Consider the following 17,299-nt stretch of genomic DNA (forward strand, 5'->3'; position numbering starts at 1 on the left):
GGGGGCGTGACCTGAAGCGCGAGGGTGACGCGTTCCGTTTCGCCGGCAGCACGTTTCGCGTGTTCAACAGCCGACCGCTTCCCGAAGGCAAGATCAAGGACGGGACCAACTTTGCGCAGGATGCACGCGGCAACTGGTTTCTCAACATCGTGATCGAGATGCCCGATGTGCAGGCCCGCCCGATCCGTTCCGGTGTGGGCATCGATCTCGGCCTGAAAGACTTCGCCACACTTTCGACCGGCGAGAAGCTGCCCAATGACCGGTTCGGTCGACGAGCGGCCGAGAAACTCGCGAAAGCGCAACGGGCGCGAAAGCACAAGCGGCATATCGCGAAGTTGCACGCCAAGGTGGCCAATGCCCGTGCCGATTTCCAGCACAAGCTCGCGCTCGATCTGGTGCGGCGCTTCGATTACATCGCGGTTGGCGACGTGTCGGCCGCAAAACTCGCCAGAACCAGGATGGCGAAAAGCGTCTACGACGCGTCCTGGTCGTCCTTCCGAAACAAGCTCCGCTACAAAGCGATCGCGCACGGAGCCACGTTCGAGGAAGTGGACGAAAGCGGTTCGACCCAGTCCTGTTCGTCGTGCGGGTCGAAAGACAGCACGACGCGGCCGAAAGGTATCGCGGGACTGCGAGTAAGAGAATGGGCCTGCAGTGGATGTGGTGTCGTGCATGATCGTGATATCAACGCTGCGCTGAACATTCTCCGATGCGGACGTGCATCGCCAGGTGTGGGAATCCCGTCCCTTTAGGGAGAGGAGGACGTCAATGAAGCGTGTCCTTGAGTCGATACCAGGCGCCGACGAACGGCAGGAACCAGGGTTTGCCGAAGTGACCCGGAATCGCGGGCCAGTCGAAACCTTTCCACGGGTTGAGCTCCGCGCGTCCGTCCATGATCTCGGCCATCAACGTGCCCATCAGTGTGGCCATGTGCGTGCCGTGGCCGCTATAGCCCATCGAGTAGTAAACGCCGTCGCGCTCGCCCGCGCGCGGCAGCCGGTTGGCCGTCATGTCGACCATTCCGCCCCAGCAGTAGTCGATGCGCACGGCGGCCAGCTCGGGAAACACGGCGGCCATCTGCTGCCGCAGGATCGCGCCGCTCTTCTCGTCCGAACGCGGATTCGACGTCGCAAACCTCGCGCGCCCGCCGAACAGCATCCGGTTGTCGGGCGTGACGCGAAAGAAATTCACGAAGTTCTTCGTGTCGGTGACCATCCGGCGCGTCGGCAGCAAGCGGTCGAGCAGATCGTTCGGCAACGGCTCGGTGACGATGATGAACGCGCCGACCGGCACGATCCTGCGGCGCACCCAGCCGAACGGCCCGACCTGTGAAATACCGCTCGCGAGCAGCACCTGGCGCGCGCGGATCTCGCCGAGCGGTGTTTGCACCGCGTACGCGCCGCCCGCTTGCCGCTTCAGGCCGAGCACCGGCGCATGCTCGAGAATGTGCGCGCCGCGGGTTTGCGCGGCGCGCGCGAGACCGCGCACATAACGGCCAACGTGCATCCCCGCGCTCTTGCCGAACAGCAGGCCGCCGTGATAACGGTCCGAGCCGATCTCGTCGCGCAGTTCGGCCTTCGTCACCATGCGCGTGTCGGGGTCCACGCTCGCCGCGAGCAGTGCCTGACTGCGCGCGAGCTTGTCGTAGTGCTCGGGCTTCGCGGCGAGCTTCAGCTTGCCGCGGCGCACGAAATCGCAATCGATCGACTCTTCCCTGACCAGCCGCTCGACCGTGTCAACGCCCGCGTCGAACGCGAGATAGAGCCGGTTGGCGAGTTCGGTGCCGAGGCGCTGCGACAGCGACGCGTAATCCTGCGCGAAGCCGTTGTTGCACATGCCGCCGTTGCGTCCGGATGCCGCCTGCCCGACGGTGCCCGCCTCGCAGACGATCACGCGTGCGCCTTTCTTGGCCAGCGCGAGTGCAGCCGCCGAACCGGTAATGCCGCCGCCGACCACCACGACGTCGCAACTTCCGTCATGCAACGTCGGCGAGTTGCTCGCGAATGGCTCCGACGTATCGAGCCAGTAGGAACTGAAACGCATCAGGCACTCCCAAGCTGTCCACCGCACCGCGCTGCCAGGCCGACGAACGTTCGCCGCCCCGATTCGGCCGCTCGCCCGCGATCCGGATCGCAGCACCTCGTCCGGAGGCTGCTCCGCGTCAGCGCGACGGCCTTGCACTAGAAATCCGCGACCTTGCCCCATGCGGATTCGCTGAAACGGCCCGGCCGGTACGGCGTCGGGTCCACGAACGGCTCCGCACCGGACGCGAGATCCGCAATCAGGTGCCCGGCGCCCGGCCCGATCCCGAAGCCGTGCCCCGAAAAGCCCGCCGCGAGGATCAGCCCCGGCACGCCCGGCACTTCGCCGATGCCCGGCACGCCGTCGGGCGTGCTGTCGACGAAGCCGGCCCATGCGTGCGTGATCTTCGCTTCGCGCAATTCGGGCAACAGTTCGACCGCGCGGCGGTACGTTTCGGCGACCGTCGGCATGTCGGGCTTCGGATCGAGAATGCGCACCGCTTCCATCGGCGTCGGCGCATCGAGGCGCCAGCGCTTCAGCGTTTCATGCCCGCCGCGCACGCCTTCGAGGCCGCCCGGCAGCAGATTGCGCCAGCGCTTCGCGAACATCGGCACGAATTGCGGGGCGAAGCGCAGGAACTGCGGCGTGAGGTCCACGCGCGCGCGGCCGCTGATCGCCAATGCGTAGCGTCCGTCGCTGCGGCGCGTCATGGACACGCCGGACGTGTACATCGCATCCGGCAGCGGCGTTTCGACGGGCGACACGCTCAGGATCGACTGACGGATCGACGCCTGCGGAAAGCGGATGCCGAGCTGGCGGCAGAACGACGATGCCCATGCACCGCCGGCCATCACGGCCGTCCGGGTCTTGATGACGCCGGCCTCGGTGACGACGCCGGCGACGCGACCGCCCTCGAGCTCGATGCCGCGCGCCGCGCAGTGCTGGTGAACGCTGCCGCCCAGCTTGATCAGCGCGGCGGCCACGGCCGGCGCGGCCTTCCCTGGATCGGCCGTGCCGTCGGTCGGCGAGAACACGCCGCCTTTCCACTGCCGCCCGGTCGCCCGTCCGCGCTCGGCGGCCTGCTTGCTGTCGAGCATGTACGTGGTCACGCCCGCGGTCTTCGCGAATTCGCCCCAGCTCGCCCAGCGGGACAGCTCGGCCTCGTCGTTGCTGAGATACAGCAGCCCGCAGCGATGAAAGCCGGTGTCCTCCCCGGATTCGGCGGCGAATCGTTCCCACAGATCGATGCTCTTGCTCGCCATCGGCAACTCGCGCGCGTCGCGGTTCTGCTGCCGGCACCAGCCCCAGTTGCGGCTCGACTGCTCGGCGCCGATGCGCCCCTTCTCGACGAGCGCGACCGACAACCCGCGTCGGGCCAGATAGTAGGCGGTGAAGACGCCGATGATGCCGCCGCCGATCACGACGACGTCGGCCGCGGCCGGCGGCGTAGACAAGGTTTCGATATGGCGCAGCGGAGGGGACATGCTCAGTCTCGTTCGGTGGAGGGTTTGACGTTCTGCATCACGTAGAACTTCGCGACGCGTTCGCTGCTTTCCCACCCGATCGACGCGCCGCGCGGCACGAACAGCGCATCGCCGGTACCGAGCGACTGCACGCTGCCGTCGGGCGCCGCGAACCGCACGCCACCGTCCAGCAGGAACATGAACTCGTTGGCACGATGCGGCCGGACGATCCGGTGATACGGCGTCGAATCCCACGTGCCCGCGCAGTATCCGGCGCCGTCGTCGGTGAACACGTTGTCGCTGCGGCATTGCGGCGCGGGGCCCAGCAGTACTTCGGCCGGCAGCGTGGCGGACGGTTTGAAGTCCGCGTCGGCGCGCAGCTCGAAGAGGCCGCGTTTCGTCGGTTGCGCGCACGCTGTCGCGCAGAACGTCAGCAGCACGGGCGATTGCGCGGCGATGCGCAGCGCGGTGCCGCAGCCGATGACGGCGCCTTGCCCCGGGCCGAGCACCAGCGGTGCGGCGCCGGCCGCTTCGAGCGTCAGCTCGCCTTGGACGACGACGACGGTTTCGATGTGCGGAAAGCTCGACACGTCCAGTTCGCCGACGAAAACGATCCGCCCCGCGGCCATCGCGTCGGGGCCTTCCCACGCAATCTCGCGATGCGACGCGAACGGATCGCTCGCGCCGAACGCCTGCTTGCTGAATACGGTGGAAGACGGTGCGCCGTCGGCCCGGTGCAACACGAAAACTGCGGTCATTTCTGCTCCTGTGCAGTGCGCGGCGGACTGGTTCAAAAGCCGTCACGCGATATCGGAAATCGTCGTTCGCCGGCTCTTCTGCCGGACATCCTCAGCGGGGCATGTCGTCCATGCGTGCGCTTACGCCGCGTGACACGACGCTTCGCGGCGTTCGTCGCGCAGGCGCGTCGATGGCGTTCGCAGCGGCGCGCCGCCCGTCCGCGCGACCACGTAATCGCGCGGCGTGATCCCGAGCACGCGCCGGAAATGCCGGCACAGATGGCTCTGATCGAAGAAGCCGACGTCGGTCGCGACGACCGACGGCGCGAGACCCGCGCGCAACAGGTCCTGCGCACGCCGTACCCGCACGAGACACAGATACCGGTGCGGCGACAGTCCGGTTTCGCTGCGAAAGCGCGCGGTGAAACGCGACACGCTCAACCCGGCCACCGCCGCGAGCGTGTCCAGGTTCAGCGGCTGCGCGAACGACGCGTCGATCGTGCGCAGCACGTCGTCGATCGCCGGCGAGACGGGCTGGGCGACGCGAGGCGAGCCAACGAATTGCACTGTCATTTCGAATTCTCCGGGGGCGCTCACTTCAATGCAGGAAATCCTGCATCCGGTAATACGCGCCGACGAGCGGCAAGAACCACGCGTGTCCGAAATGACCGGGTATCGCCGGCCATTCGAGCTCGCGCCACGGGTTCGACGCGGCCGCGCCATACAGCACGTCGGCCATCACGCGGCCCATGTGTACCGACATCTGCACGCCGTGGCCGCTGTAGCCCATCGAGTAATAGAGCCCGTCATGCTGGCCCGCGCGCGGCAGCCGGTCGGCGGTGATGTCGACCAGCCCGCCCCAGCAGTAATCGAGCCGCACGCCGGCCAGCTCGGGGAAATAGCCGGCCATGCCGGCGCGCAGGATGTCGCCGCTCTTCGCATCGGAGCGCGGGCTCGACATCGCGAAACGCGCGCGTCCGCCGAACAGCAGCCGGTTGTCGGGCGTCACGCGGAAGTAGTTGCCGATCTGGCGCGACGTCACGTACGCACGGCGATGCGGAAACAGCCGGTTCAGCTGCGCGTCGGGCAGCGGTTCGGTCACGACGATGAAGCTGCCGACCGGCGCGATGCGCCGCCGGAACCACGCGAATGGCCCGTGCTGCGAGGCGCCGGTCGCGACCAGCACGCGGTCGGCGATGATCGTTCCGCGGGCGCAGGTGATCCGGTGGCGTTCGCCGTCCATCCTGTCGAGCTGTGTGACGGCCGCGTGTTCGTACACGCGTGCGCCGGCGCGCACGGCCGCTTGCGCGAGGCCGACGCCGAACTTGCCCATGTGCATCTGCGCGCCGTTGCGCTGCAGGAGTCCACCGTAGAAACCATCGGACGCGATTTCATCTCGGATCCGCGACGGCTCGATCAATTCGATATCCGGATCGACATCGCGCCGCAACGCGTTGAAGGTCTTTTCGAGCCCCGCGAAGTGCTGTGGCTTCGCGGCGAGCTTCAGCTTGCCCGCCCGCCGGAAGTCGCAGTCGATCGCCTGCTCGGTCACGATCGTCTCGACGCTCTTCACCGCGCTTTCGTACGCGAGATAAAACTGCTTTGCCTGCGCGGCGCCGATACGCGCGGCCAGCGACGCGTAGTCCTGCGCGACGCCCGTATTGCACTGGCCGCCGTTGCGGCCGGACGCTTCGCCGGCCACCTGCGCGGCTTCGAGCACGACCACCGATACGCCGCGCTGCGCGAGCGCGAGCGCCGCCGACAAGCCGGTAAAGCCGCCGCCGATCACGACCACGTCCGCACGCCCTTCGACGGGCCCAACGCTGCCGGCGCGAAACGCGGGACGGGTATCCAGCCAGTACGATTCCAGTTTCATCGGATCCTTCTTTTGCATGCCGGCAACGACGATCGGCGACCGTTCAATGAGAATCATTTAATCACCGTCAAAAACCGCAGTTGCCGCGTATTCGCGCGCGGCACGCGTACAAATTGCCGTTTTGCACGACCGCCGCGGCAGACTATGCGGCGGGCCGTCCACCGCATCGCGCGATGAACGGTTGGCACGCCACGGACTACAGCTGCACCGGCGCGACGCCGGCCGGCGCCGGCTCCGCCTGGAAGCGCGCGAGATCTTCCTCGCTGCGATGACACAGCACCTGCGCGCCGTTCCCGAGCGTGCGCAGCGACGGGGCCGTCCGGTTGCACACGCCGTCCACGCGCATCGCGCAGCGCGACAGGAACGGACACAGCTCGGCCTCGTTCTCACGCTCGCCGATCGGCTCCAGCGGCCGGTGGCAACGCTCGGTAGCATCGTCGAGCCAACCCGCACGCAGCTCCGGCGCGGACGACACCAGCAAGTGCGAATACGGGTGATAAGGCGGCGCGCACAACGCGTCGCGGCTGCCCGTCTCCACCCGGCGGCCCGCGTACAGCACGACGATGTCGTCGCTGATCGCGCGCACCTTCGCGATGTCGTGCGTGATGAACACGTACGACACGCCGAGCTTCGCCTGCAGGTCGCGCAGCAGCTCGATGATCGCGGCGCCGACGACGGTGTCGAGCGCCGACGTGACCTCGTCGCACAAGATCAGGTCGGGCTCGGCCGCCAGCGCGCGCGCGAGGTTTACGCGCTGCTTCTGACCGCCGGACAATTCGCCGGTACGCCGCGCGGCCACGGCCGGCGGCAGCCGCACGAGCTCGAGCAGTTCCGCGACGCGCTGGCGTGCACGCGCGCCCTTGATCCCGTGATAGAACGCCAGCGGTCGCGCGAGCGTGCGCTCGACGGTATGCACCGGGTTGAGCGCGGTATCGGCGTTCTGGAACACGATCTGCACGCGGCGATGCTGCTCCTTCGTTCGTTTGCCGATATCGCGCGCAAGCGGCTCGCCATCGAGCAGGATCGCGCCGCCGGTCGCCGGCACGAGGCCCGCGATCACCTTCGCGAGCGTCGTCTTGCCGGAGCCCGATTCGCCGATCACGCCGACGGTCTGCCCGCGCCCGATGCGCAGGTCGACCTCGTGCAGGATCACCTTCGCGGGCCAGCCCTTCGCGGTGCGGCCGCCGTAGCCGGCGATCGCGCCGCGCACGTCGAGCAGCGGCACCGGTGCGGCGCTCGCCGCTATCGCGTCACATGCGGCATCGCGTTCGGCATCGTTCGGCGTGACCGCCGCGATCAGGCTCTGCGTATACGGGTGCGTCGGCGCATGCAGGATCTGTTCGGTCGCGCCGGCCTCGCGGATCACGCCGTCGCTGAGCACGACGATCCGGTCGGCCATCTGCGCGACCACGGCGAGGTCGTGCGACACGTACACCGCACTCATTCCGTAGCGCCGGATCACGCTCTTGAATGCCTGCAGCACGTCGATCTGCGTGGTCACGTCGAGCGCGGTGGTCGGCTCGTCGAGGATCACCAGCTCCGGATCGGTGATCAGCGCCATCGCGGCCATCAGCCGCTGCAGCTGCCCGCCCGATACCTGGTGCGGATAGCGCTTGCCGATCGTCTCCGGCTCCGGCAGCGCGAGTGCGCGAAACAGCTCGATCGCCTTCGCCTGCGCGTCGCGCTTCGACATCGTCTTGTGGATCAGCGCGCTCTCGATCACCTGGTCGAGAATCGTGCGCGACGGGTTGAACGCGGCGGCGGCGCTCTGCGCGATATACGCGACCTTGCGGCCGCGCAGCGCGGTCAGCGCTTGCGCGGACAGCGTGCAGACGTCCGTGCCGGCGAGCTTCACCGAGCCGCCGGCGATCCGGCAGCCGGTGCGCGCGTGGCCCATCAGCGACAGCGCGATCGTCGTCTTGCCGGAGCCCGATTCGCCGATCAGCGCGAGCACCTCGCCGCGCGCGATATCGAAGTCGACGCCGTGGACGATCGTCGTTTCCTCGCCGCCCGGCCGGCCGCCGACCACGCGCAGCCCGCGCACCTCGACGAGCGGAGTCGATTGATCTCGCATCAGTGTTCTCCGGCGGCGGCAGCCGCGCCCTTGCGGCGGCCGCGATGCGGCAGGCCGTCGATCATCAGGTTGACGCCCACCGTCAGGATCGCGATCGCGACCGCGGGCATGATCGCGACGGCCGAGCCGTCGCCGAGGCTCGCGATGTTCTCGCGCACGAGCGAGCCGAGGTCCGCATACGGCGGCTGCACGCCGAGCCCGAGAAAGCTCAGGCCGCTCAGCAGCAGCACGACGAACGTGAAGCGCAGCCCGGTGTCCGCCAGCATCGGATGGATCATGTTCGGCAGCATCTCGACGCACGCGATGTACAGCGCGCTTTCGCCGCGCGCCCGCGCCACCTGCACGAATTCGAGCGTGCTGATGTTGATCGCCAGCGCGCGCGCGATCCGGTACGAGCCGGGCATGTAGCTGACCGCGGCGGTGAGAACCAGCAGCGGCAGCGACGAGCCGAACGCGGCAACGAACATCAGCGCGAACATCTTCGACGGAATCGACGTGAGCGCGTCGAGCAGCCGGCTCATCGTCTCGTCGACCGCGCGGCCCGACACGGTCGCGAGCAGCCCGAGCGTCGTGCCGGTCACCGCGGCAAGCAGCACCGCGGCCAGCGCGAGCAGCACGGTCAGCCGCGTGCCGTACAGGATCCGGCTCAGCATGTCGCGGCCGAGGAAGTCGGAGCCGAACGGCAGCTTCGCACTGAACGACGCGAACACGTCGGTCGTGACGATCGTACCGACGTCATGCGGCGCAATCAGCGGCGCGAACACGGCGACGAACAGCATCAGGCCGACCATCGACAGTCCGACGCGGCCGCCGGTCGTCAATGCGATGCGCGCGGCGCGGCGCTTGCGCGGCTGGTCGGGAGCAGGTGCGGCAGGCGGCATGCTGCCCCGCCCCAGGGGCGGGTCGCCGGATGGCGGCAGCGCGCTGCTGCGTTGTACGGGTTCGATCGGTTGCATGGGCGGCATCTCGGCAGGAAAACGAAACACTCAGGTGCGCAGTCGCGGGTTCGACACGATCGAACACAGATCGGCGAACAGCACGAGCGTCAGGTAAGCGACGCAGAAAATCAGCGTGCAGGCCTGAACCAGCGGGAAATCACGGTTGCTGACGGCGTCGACCATCAGGCTCGCGAGGCCCGGATAGTTGAAGATCGTCTCGACGACGATCACGCCGCCGAGCAGATACGACAGGCTCAACGCGATCGCATTGGCGATCGGCCCGATCGCGTTCGGCAGCGCATGGCGCAGCACGACGCGCGCGGGGCTCGCACCCTTCAGCACGGCCATCTCGACATACGACGCGCTCAGTTGCTCGATCACCGCGGCGCGCGTCATCCGCGCCATCTGCGCGATCACGACCGCGCACAGCGTCAGCACCGGCATCGCATACGCACGCAGGAAATCGTGCGGGCTTTCGATCGGGCCGCTGTACGACAGCGCGGACAGCCAGTGCAGCTTCACCGCGAACACGAGCACGGCAACCGTCGCGATCAGGAATTCCGGCGTTGCCACGAGCGACAGCGTGCCGAGGCTGATCACGCGGTCGATCACCGACTCGCGCTTGACCGCCGCGAGGATCCCGAGCAGCAGCGCGATCGGCACCGACACGGCGGTCGTGATCGCCGCCAGCGTGAGCGACTTCGGCAGGCGGCCGCCGATCAGCTCCGACACCGGCATGTCGCCGGACAGCGACCGGCCGAAATCGCCGTGCAGCAGCCCGCCGAGCCAGTGCACGTAACGCACGTGCGCCGGCATGTCGAGGCCGAACTGCTGGCGCAGCGCGGCGACCGTCTCCGGCGTCGCCGACTGGCCGAGCGCGGCCTGCGCGGCGTCGCCCGGCAACAGGTTCGTGATCGTGAAGATGATCGCGGACACGATCAGCAGCGTCAGCGCGGTGACCGCGATGCGCCGGCCGATCAGGCCGATGAGAATTCGGTTCATTGAGCGGCACTCCCGAAAATACCGCGCGTGGCCGGCGCGGTGCTCCGCACCGGCCGCGCGACGGCGGCCAGCAACAACGTCATGCGTTCCACCACACGTTCTCGGCGAACGTGAAGCCCATCATCGGGCCGGTCGGGATCGAGCCGAGGCCCGCGAGCCGCTTGTCGTATCCGTCGAGGAAGCTGATGAACGCCGGAATGCCGACGCGGCCCTGCTGCGACACGATCACCTGCATGTCGCCGTACATCTGCTTGCGCTTCGCATCGTCGGTTTCCGAACGCGCGGCGAGCAGCAGCTGGTCGAACTTCGCGTTCTTCCAGCCCGACTCGTTCCACGGCGCGTCCGACTTGAAGAACTGCGTGAACAGCACGTCGGCGCTCGAGCGCGGGTTGATGTTGCCGAAGGTGAGCGGGTGCTTCATCCAGTGGTTCGACCAGTAGCCGTCGGGCGACGCGCGGTTGACCTGCAGGTTCAGCCCGATCTTCTGGCCGGCCTGCTGCAGCAGCACGGCCATTTCGATCGAACCGTTCGCGTCGGACGTCGCATAGATCGGCGGCAGCGTGGCGCCCAGCGCACCCGCCTTCTGGAACAGGAACTTCGCCTTGTCCGGATCGTGCGCCCGCTGCGGCAGCGACGCGTTGTAGTAGCGATGCCCCGGCGGAATCGGCTGGTCGTTGCCGATCACCGAGTAGCCGCGGAACACCGCCGTGCGGAGCTGCTCGCGATCGAACAGGTACTTCATCCCTTCGACGAAATCGGGACTCGAGACGATCGGGTTGTCGCTGCGCATGATCAGGTCGGTATAGAGGCCCGACTTGGTTTCCTTCAGCGCGTAGCCCGGCGTCGACGAGACCCGTTGCGTCGAGCGCGGATCGATCGCATTGATCAGGTGCACGTCGCCCGACAGCAGCGCGTTCAGGCGCGCGGCGCTGTCGCTGATGCCGATCAGCTCGATCTCGTCGAGATACGGCTTGCCCGGCTTGAAGTAGCTGTCGTTGCGCACGCCGACGGTCGATACACCCGGCTTGAACGATTTCAGCTTGTACGGGCCGCAGCCGATGCCGGTCGAGAAGTCGGTCGTGCCGTCCTTGACGATCACGAGCTGCGGCGTCGCGAGAATGACCGGCAGGTCCGCGTTCGCGCTCGCGAGCGTCAACGTGACTTCGTCGGGCCCGCTCGCCTTCGCGTCCGCGAACTGTTCGGCAAGCGTCTTGACCTTCGACGCGGTGGCCGCGTTCTTGTGGCGCATCAGCGAAAACACCACGTCGGCCGGGCCGACGGGCTTGCCGTCGTGGAACGTGACGCCCTTGCGCAGCTTGATGATCCACGTCTTCGCATCGGTCGTCTGCAGCGACTCGGCGAGGTTCATCTGCGGCGTGAGGCTCGCATCGAGCTGCGTGAGGCCGCTGTAGAACATGAAGAAGCGCGTATAGTCCGCGCCGGTCGAGCCCTTGGCCGGGTCGAGCGTGTCGGCCGTCGAGCCGGCTTCGTTCGCGACCCGGATCTTGCCGCCGCGCTTCGGCGCGGGCGCGGCGAATGCAGAGCCGGGGGTCGTCAGCAGTCCGCCGGCGCCGGCGGCCATCATGCCGCTCGCCGCCATGACCTTCATCATGTCGCGGCGCGTGAAGCCGCCCTTGCCGCCGTTGTCGATATCGTCGCTCATCCGAACTGCTCCTGACTGTGGAAAGTGGGTCCAAGGGTCCAGCGTGGTTGTTCAATCCCGCCGCGACCGCTTGCTGGTGGCGGGCGCAACGTCGTACACATGCAATTCATTTAAGCATCGACAAAATGCCGGTTGTCCCGATTCGGGGCGCCCTCACGATACGAATCGACCGTTTTGGGTAGCCCGCGCAGCATGATTTGCTGCGTGCTTGCAGGGACCGCAGGCGGGTGCCGCCGCGTACCGCTGCGCGTCGTCCGGTGCCGCTGGCGACGCGCGTGTGAAAGCTCAGAGGATTGCTGGCGGCCGCCAGGCGTTCATCCCGAAGGCGCGGTGCAACGCGTACACCTGCGCGGCGTGGCGACGCCGCCGGCCTGCCCGGTGCGCGGGTTTTCCCCGGGTATCGCGACAGGCCGCGGCAGACGCACGCGACATCGCACCGGGGAAACGCGTCGCTTACAGCCCGAGCTGCGTCGCGAGATGGCCGATGTCCGACACTTCGTAATAGTTGTAGAACGGCGTGCCCGGCTCGTGGCCGCGGTTCACGAACGCCTTGTGCTTGATCCCGAGATCCTCGGCCGTCATCAGGTCGTAGCGCAGGCTCGACGACACGTGCAGCACGTCCTCGGGCTTGCAGCCGAGCTTGTCGAACATGTATTCGAAGCCCTGCATGCGCGGCTTGTACGATTGGGCCTGCTGCGCGGTGAAGACGGCATGGAACGGCGCGCCGAGCTTGTCGACGTTGCTCATGATCTGCTCGTCCATTGCGTTCGACAGGATCACCAGCTTGTACTTCGAAGCCAGCCGCGACAGCCCGGCCGGCACGTCCGGATGGGGGCCCCACGTCGGCACCGCCAGGTAGAAGCGTTCGGCCTCGGCTTCGTCGAACTTCACGCCGACCCGCGCGCAAGTGCGGCGGATCGCGTTGACGACGACGTCGCGGTACGGCTTCCAGGCGCCGAGCACCTCGTCGAGCCGATACGCGGCGAACGCGCGCACGAACGCCTCCATCGCGACCGGCGACAGCCGGTCCGCATAGATTTCGCGCGCCGTCTCGGCCATCCGAAAATGGGTCAGCGTGCCGTAGCAGTCGAAGGTGATGTACTTCGGTTCAAACTGGATCATGGTGACGTCCTGTCGGTGTGAAGCCCCGGGCCGGGCCGGGGACGGGCTGGGTTTGATGAAATTGAATCAAGGCAAAAAGTGCCGCGCGCGTCGTTTGGCGCCGTCCGAAACGCAGAATCGCCGCGTGTTGCGCGGCGCGAGCAGCACGATATGCGGCGCGCCCCGCACCGCCGGCCGCTGCGGTCCGCAGGCATTCGGGCATGACGCCGCGCTTTCATCGTAGTACCGCCCTCACAGCAGGAACGGTCGAATTGACCGGCCGCGCCGGCACGACATGCGCAATCGTCCACGCCGGTCGGGCGGATTCGCATCGATCGCGCACGCGAGGGCCCGCCGCCGGAAAACAGGCGAATCGTCCTATCCGTTGCGCCGCCGCGCTGGCAGAGTAATCGCGTCATTTCCACCCCATCCGGAGTCCGGCGTGTCCGACCACAATCCTTCCCGCACGCTCACGTATCGCCCGCTCGCCGAAGCAGACCTGCCCGCCGCGCATCGGCTGTCGGAGGCGGTCAAGTGGCCGCACCGGCTCGACGACTGGCGCTTCGTGTTCGCGCTCGGCAACGGCTTCGTCGCCGAAGACGAAACCGGCATCGTCGGCACCGCGTTTGGCTGGCCCTTCGGCGAATCGCACGCATCGCTCGGCATGGTCATCGTGTCGCCCGAGCGCCAGGGCCATGGCATCGGGCGCGAGCTGATGACCCGCGTGGTCGACAGCCTCGGCACGCGCACCATTTTTCTGCATGCGACGCCGGCGGGCGAGCCGCTGTACGCGAAATTCGGCTTCGAAGCGATCGATACGATCGATCAGCACCAGGGCGCGGCCTTCCAGCCGCCGCTGATCTCGCTGCCGCCGGGCGAGCGCCTGCGCCCGCTCGGCACCAACGACGGGCCGCGCCTCGCCGCGCTCGCGTCGCGCGCGGCCGGTTACGAACGCGGCGCCGTGATCGATGCGCTGCTCGACGTCGCGAACGGGATCGCGCTCGACCGCGACGGCGAGCTGCTCGGCTTCGCGCTGTTCCGCCGTTTCGGCCGCGGCCACGTGATCGGCCCGGTGATCGCACCGGATGCGCTGCGCGCGCAGGCGCTGATCAGCCACTGGCTCGCGCTGCACGAGGGCATGTTCGTGCGGCTCGACGTGCCGGGCGACAGCGGGCTGTCCGACTGGCTGCAGGGGCTCGGGCTGCCGCGCGTCGACACCGTCGTCGCGATGGCGCGCGGCGCGGCGCCCGAACGCGACCCGGCGCTGCGCGCGTACGCGATCGTGAACCAGGCACTCGGTTGAGCAGGACGCACGATGAGCTTTCTCTACAAGGCCGACCCGGTGCGCGGCGCGCAGTGGGCGGCGCGCTTCGCGCAACTGGCGCCCGATCTGCCGTTCCGGATCTGGCCTGACCTCGGCGACGCCAAAGCCGTCCGCTATCTCGCCGCATGGCAGCCGCCGGACGACCCGGTCGCACTCCTGCCGAATCTCGAGGTCGTGTTCTCGGTCGGTGCCGGCATCGACCAGTTCGACCTGTCGCGCGTGCCTTCGCACATTCCCGTCGTGCGGATGATCGAGCCGGGCATCGTCGAAGGGATGGTCGAGTACGTGACGCAGGCCGTGCTGACGATCCACCGCGACCTGTTCGACTATGCGGCGCAGCAACGCGAGCAGGTATGGCGCGAGCATCCCGTGCGCGCAGCCGCGTCGCGGCGCGTCGGCGTGCTCGGGCTCGGCACGCTCGGCCAGGCCGTGCTCGACACGCTGCGGCGCTTCGGCTTCCCGTGCGCCGGCTGGAGCCGCACGCCGCGCACGCTCGACGGCGTCGACTGCTACGCGGGCGACGCGGCGCTCGAACCGTTCCTGGCCCGCAGCGACATCCTGATCTGCCTGCTGCCGCTCACCGACGGCACGCGCGGCCTGCTCGGCACGCGCGTGTTCGACGCGCTGCCGGCCGGTGCATCGCTCGTGCAGGTCGGGCGCGGCCCGCAGCTCGATGCAGCCGCGCTGCTCGCCGCGCTCGACGGCGGCCGCCTCGACAGCGCGATCCTCGACGTGACGGACCCCGAACCATTGCCGGCCGGCCACCCGTTCTGGACGCACCCGCGCATCCGGATCACGCCGCACATTGCCAGTGCGACGCGGCCCGACACCGCCGTCGACGCCATCCTCGCGAACCTCGCGCGCCATCGCGCGGGCCAGCCGATGGTCGGCGTCGTCGATCGCGCGCGCGGCTACTGACGAGCGCGCCCGGCCAGCCGGGCGCGCAGCAGAAAATGCCGAAGCGCCCCGTGCAAACGCCGCGCGCGTACGTTTCGAGCCGCAAATTGAAGACGCATGCGGATTTCTCGCCCGTTAGCATGAACTCACCGCTGACACCCGACGAGAGTCCCGCCTTCCCATGAACCAAGCCGCGCTGATCGAAGCCGATCGTCAACACCTGATCCACCCCGTCGTCAATTACCGTGCGCACGAAGCGCGCGGCGTCACCGTGCTGGAATCCGCCGACGGCGTGTTCCTGCGCGACGCCGCGGGCCATACGCTGCTCGACGCGTTCTCGGGCCTGTGGTGCGTGAACGTCGGCTACGGCCGCGACAGCATCGTGAAAGCCGCCGCCGACCAGATGGCGAAACTGCCCTACGCGACCGGCTATTTCCATTTCGGCTCGCAGCCCGCGATCGAGCTGGCCGAACGGCTCGCGGCACTCGCGCCGCCGTCGCTGAACCGCGTGTACTTCACGCTCGGCGGATCGGATGCGGTCGACTCCGCGGTGCGCTTCATCACGCACTATTTCAACGCGACCGGCCGCCCGTCGAAGAAGCACATGATTGCGCTCGAACGCGGCTATCACGGCTCGTCGTCGATCGGCGCCGGCCTGACTGCGCTGCCGGCGTTCCACCGCCACTTCGACCTGCCGCGCGCGGACCAGCACCACATCCCGTCGCCCTACCCGTACCGCAATCCGCTCGGCGACGATCCGCCCGCGCTGATCGCCGCGTCGGTCGCCGCGCTCGAGGCGAAAGTCGCGGAACTCGGCGCGGACAACGTCGCGGCCTTCTTCTGCGAGCCCGTGCAGGGTTCGGGCGGCGTGATCGTGCCGCCGGCCGGCTGGCTGAAGGCGATGCGCGAAGCGTGCCGGCGCCTCGGCATCCTGTTCGTCGCCGACGAGGTGATCACCGGCTTCGGCCGCACGGGCCCGCTGTTCGCGTGCGAGCGGGAGCAGCTCGATCCGGACCTGATGACCGTCGCGAAGGGACTGACCGCCGGCTATGCGCCGATGGGCGCCGTGCTGATGTCCGACGAAATCTACGAAGGCATCGCGGGCAGCCGCACGGAATCGGCCGCGGTCGGCCACGGCCATACGTATTCCGCGCACCCGGTCAGCGCGGCGATCGGCCTCGAGGTGCTGAAGCTCTATCACGAAGGCGGGCTGCTCGCGAACGGCCAGGCGCTGGCGCCGCGCTTCGCGGCGGGGCTCGACGCGCTGCGCGCGCATCCGCTCGTCGGCGACGCGCGCTCGGTCGGCCTGCTCGGCGCGCTCGAACTGGTCGCCGACAAGGCGCGCAAGACGCGCTTCGACGCGGCGCTGAACGTGCCGGACAAGATCGCGGCGGCCGCGTACGCGAACGGCGTGGTGTTTCGCGCATTCGGCGACGGCATACTCGGCTTCGCGCCGGCGCTGAGCTTCTCCGCGGGCGAGTTCGACCTGCTGTTCGAACGCCTGCGCAAGACGCTCGACGACGTGCTGGCCGACCCGGGCGTGCAGCGCGCGCTGGACGCCGCGCACGCGCAGCCGGCCTGACGGGCCAAGGGAAAGCCGGGCTTGTGGCGGCCATCGTTCGACTCTAAAGTAACCGGACATTCCATTTTTTCCGACTCACGTGAACATGACGGACAGCAAGCTGGATCGCATCGACCTGCGCATCCTCTCCCAGTTGCAGAAGCGCGGCCGCATGACCAACGTCGAACTGGCCGACGCGGTCGGGCTGTCGCCCAGTCCATGCCTGATCCGCGTGAAGCGGCTCGAGAAGGCCGGCTACATCGGCGGCTACGGCGCGCACATCCAGCTCGAGAAACTCGGCGACGTGCAGGTCGTGTTCACCGAGGTCACGCTGGCCGACCACCGCCGCGAGGACTTCGACCGCTTCGTCGCGGCCATCCGCAACGTCGACGAGATCGTCGAGTGCCACCTCGCGAGCGGCGGCTACGACTATCTGCTGAAGTTCATCACGCGCAGCGTGAGCCACTACCAGACGATCGTCGAAGGGCTGCTCGAGCAGAACATCGGCATCGAGAAGTATTTCAGTTACGTGATCATCAAATCGCCGTTCGTCAAACGGCACTACCCACTCGAATCGCTGTTCGGCGAACGGCACTGACCGCAGCGTGCGATCGCCCTGAACGCGGCAGCCCGCTGTCCGC

General features: G+C 68.1%; 15 protein-coding genes. 5 read left to right on the forward strand and 10 right to left on the reverse strand.

Annotated features, from left to right (window positions below):
• The coding region (locus U5798_RS35315; RefSeq protein WP_322084732.1) for an RNA-guided endonuclease TnpB family protein at positions 1-752 on the forward strand (752 nt) is incomplete at its 5' end.
• A gap of 13 nt (positions 753-765) precedes the next feature.
• Here the strand turns inward: U5798_RS35315 and U5798_RS35320 are convergent.
• The 10 genes from U5798_RS35320 to U5798_RS35365 form a co-directional block, all read right to left on the reverse strand.
• On the reverse strand, positions 766-2,043 hold the full coding sequence (locus U5798_RS35320; protein ID WP_322084733.1) for an FAD-binding oxidoreductase: 1,278 nt from the start codon (positions 2,041-2,043) through the stop codon (positions 766-768).
• Between the two features lie 137 nt (positions 2,044-2,180).
• Positions 2,181-3,506 carry an FAD-binding oxidoreductase gene (locus U5798_RS35325; protein ID WP_322084734.1) on the reverse strand — a complete coding sequence of 442 codons (1,326 nt, stop codon included), beginning with the start codon at positions 3,504-3,506 and terminating at the stop codon, positions 2,181-2,183.
• Between the two features lie 2 nt (positions 3,507-3,508).
• Positions 3,509-4,243 (reverse strand): cupin domain-containing protein, encoded by a 735-nt coding sequence (locus tag U5798_RS35330; protein WP_322084735.1) that lies wholly within the window; start codon positions 4,241-4,243, stop codon positions 3,509-3,511.
• A 120-nt stretch (positions 4,244-4,363) separates the two neighbouring features.
• Positions 4,364-4,795: an AraC family transcriptional regulator gene (locus U5798_RS35335; RefSeq protein ID WP_322084736.1), complete on the reverse strand. Its 432-nt coding sequence runs from the start codon at positions 4,793-4,795 to the stop codon at positions 4,364-4,366.
• A 25-nt stretch (positions 4,796-4,820) separates the two neighbouring features.
• Complete coding sequence (locus tag U5798_RS35340; protein WP_322084737.1) at positions 4,821-6,155, reverse strand: FAD-binding oxidoreductase; 1,335 nt, start codon at positions 6,153-6,155, stop codon at positions 4,821-4,823.
• Positions 6,156-6,294: 139 nt separating this feature from the next.
• Complete coding sequence (locus U5798_RS35345; protein ID WP_322084738.1) at positions 6,295-8,172, reverse strand: ABC transporter ATP-binding protein; 1,878 nt, start codon at positions 8,170-8,172, stop codon at positions 6,295-6,297.
• Positions 8,172-9,128, reverse strand: coding sequence for an ABC transporter permease (locus tag U5798_RS35350; protein WP_124456830.1), 957 nt, complete (start codon positions 9,126-9,128; stop codon positions 8,172-8,174). Before U5798_RS35350 ends, U5798_RS35345 begins: the two co-directional genes overlap by 1 nt.
• A gap of 30 nt (positions 9,129-9,158) precedes the next feature.
• Complete coding sequence (locus tag U5798_RS35355) at positions 9,159-10,112, reverse strand: ABC transporter permease (protein ID WP_124456831.1); 954 nt, start codon at positions 10,110-10,112, stop codon at positions 9,159-9,161.
• Positions 10,113-10,191: 79 nt separating this feature from the next.
• On the reverse strand, positions 10,192-11,775 hold the full coding sequence (locus tag U5798_RS35360) for an ABC transporter substrate-binding protein (RefSeq protein WP_124456832.1): 1,584 nt from the start codon (positions 11,773-11,775) through the stop codon (positions 10,192-10,194).
• 453 nt (positions 11,776-12,228) lie between these two features.
• Positions 12,229-12,897, reverse strand: a complete 669-nt coding sequence (locus U5798_RS35365) for a haloacid dehalogenase type II (protein WP_322084739.1) — start codon at positions 12,895-12,897, stop codon at positions 12,229-12,231.
• 421 nt (positions 12,898-13,318) lie between these two features.
• On the opposite strand from U5798_RS35365, the gene U5798_RS35370 reads away from it, so the two are divergent.
• The 4 genes from U5798_RS35370 to U5798_RS35385 all read left to right on the forward strand — a co-directional run bounded on the left by U5798_RS35370 (position 13,319) and on the right by U5798_RS35385 (position 17,256).
• Entirely contained in the window at positions 13,319-14,179 is an 861-nt protein-coding gene (locus U5798_RS35370) for a GNAT family N-acetyltransferase (RefSeq protein WP_124456834.1), read from the forward strand.
• A gap of 12 nt (positions 14,180-14,191) precedes the next feature.
• A complete protein-coding gene (locus tag U5798_RS35375) occupies positions 14,192-15,118 on the forward strand; it encodes a 2-hydroxyacid dehydrogenase (protein WP_124456835.1) in 927 nt (308 codons plus the stop codon).
• Positions 15,119-15,278: 160 nt separating this feature from the next.
• On the forward strand, positions 15,279-16,679 hold the full coding sequence (locus tag U5798_RS35380) for an aspartate aminotransferase family protein (RefSeq protein ID WP_322084740.1): 1,401 nt from the start codon (positions 15,279-15,281) through the stop codon (positions 16,677-16,679).
• A gap of 85 nt (positions 16,680-16,764) precedes the next feature.
• Complete coding sequence (locus U5798_RS35385) at positions 16,765-17,256, forward strand: Lrp/AsnC family transcriptional regulator (RefSeq protein WP_006749694.1); 492 nt, start codon at positions 16,765-16,767, stop codon at positions 17,254-17,256.
• Positions 17,257-17,299 lie beyond the last annotated feature (43 nt).

Source organism: Burkholderia sp. BCC1972, from assembly GCF_905339605.1.
Lineage (GTDB): Bacteria > Pseudomonadota > Gammaproteobacteria > Burkholderiales > Burkholderiaceae > Burkholderia.

Excerpts from the sequence above, each read along its gene's own strand:
- U5798_RS35350 (WP_124456830.1), bottom strand. The coding sequence starts at position 9,128 with ATGCAACCGATCGAACCCGTACAACGCAGCAGCGCGCTGCCGCCATCC.
- U5798_RS35335 (WP_322084736.1), bottom strand. The coding sequence starts at position 4,795 with ATGACAGTGCAATTCGTTGGCTCGCCTCGCGTCGCCCAGCCCGTCTCG.
- U5798_RS35340 (WP_322084737.1), bottom strand. The coding sequence starts at position 6,155 with ATGATTCTCATTGAACGGTCGCCGATCGTCGTTGCCGGCATGCAAAAG.
- U5798_RS35355 (WP_124456831.1), bottom strand. The coding sequence starts at position 10,112 with ATGAACCGAATTCTCATCGGCCTGATCGGCCGGCGCATCGCGGTCACC.
- U5798_RS35385 (WP_006749694.1), top strand. The coding sequence starts at position 16,765 with ATGACGGACAGCAAGCTGGATCGCATCGACCTGCGCATCCTCTCCCAG.
- U5798_RS35380 (WP_322084740.1), top strand. The coding sequence starts at position 15,279 with ATGAACCAAGCCGCGCTGATCGAAGCCGATCGTCAACACCTGATCCAC.
- U5798_RS35360 (WP_124456832.1), bottom strand. The coding sequence starts at position 11,775 with ATGAGCGACGATATCGACAACGGCGGCAAGGGCGGCTTCACGCGCCGC.
- U5798_RS35320 (WP_322084733.1), bottom strand. The coding sequence starts at position 2,043 with ATGCGTTTCAGTTCCTACTGGCTCGATACGTCGGAGCCATTCGCGAGC.
- U5798_RS35375 (WP_124456835.1), top strand. The coding sequence starts at position 14,192 with ATGAGCTTTCTCTACAAGGCCGACCCGGTGCGCGGCGCGCAGTGGGCG.
- U5798_RS35365 (WP_322084739.1), bottom strand. The coding sequence starts at position 12,897 with ATGATCCAGTTTGAACCGAAGTACATCACCTTCGACTGCTACGGCACG.
- U5798_RS35345 (WP_322084738.1), bottom strand. The coding sequence starts at position 8,172 with ATGCGAGATCAATCGACTCCGCTCGTCGAGGTGCGCGGGCTGCGCGTG.
- U5798_RS35330 (WP_322084735.1), bottom strand. The coding sequence starts at position 4,243 with ATGACCGCAGTTTTCGTGTTGCACCGGGCCGACGGCGCACCGTCTTCC.
- U5798_RS35325 (WP_322084734.1), bottom strand. The coding sequence starts at position 3,506 with ATGTCCCCTCCGCTGCGCCATATCGAAACCTTGTCTACGCCGCCGGCC.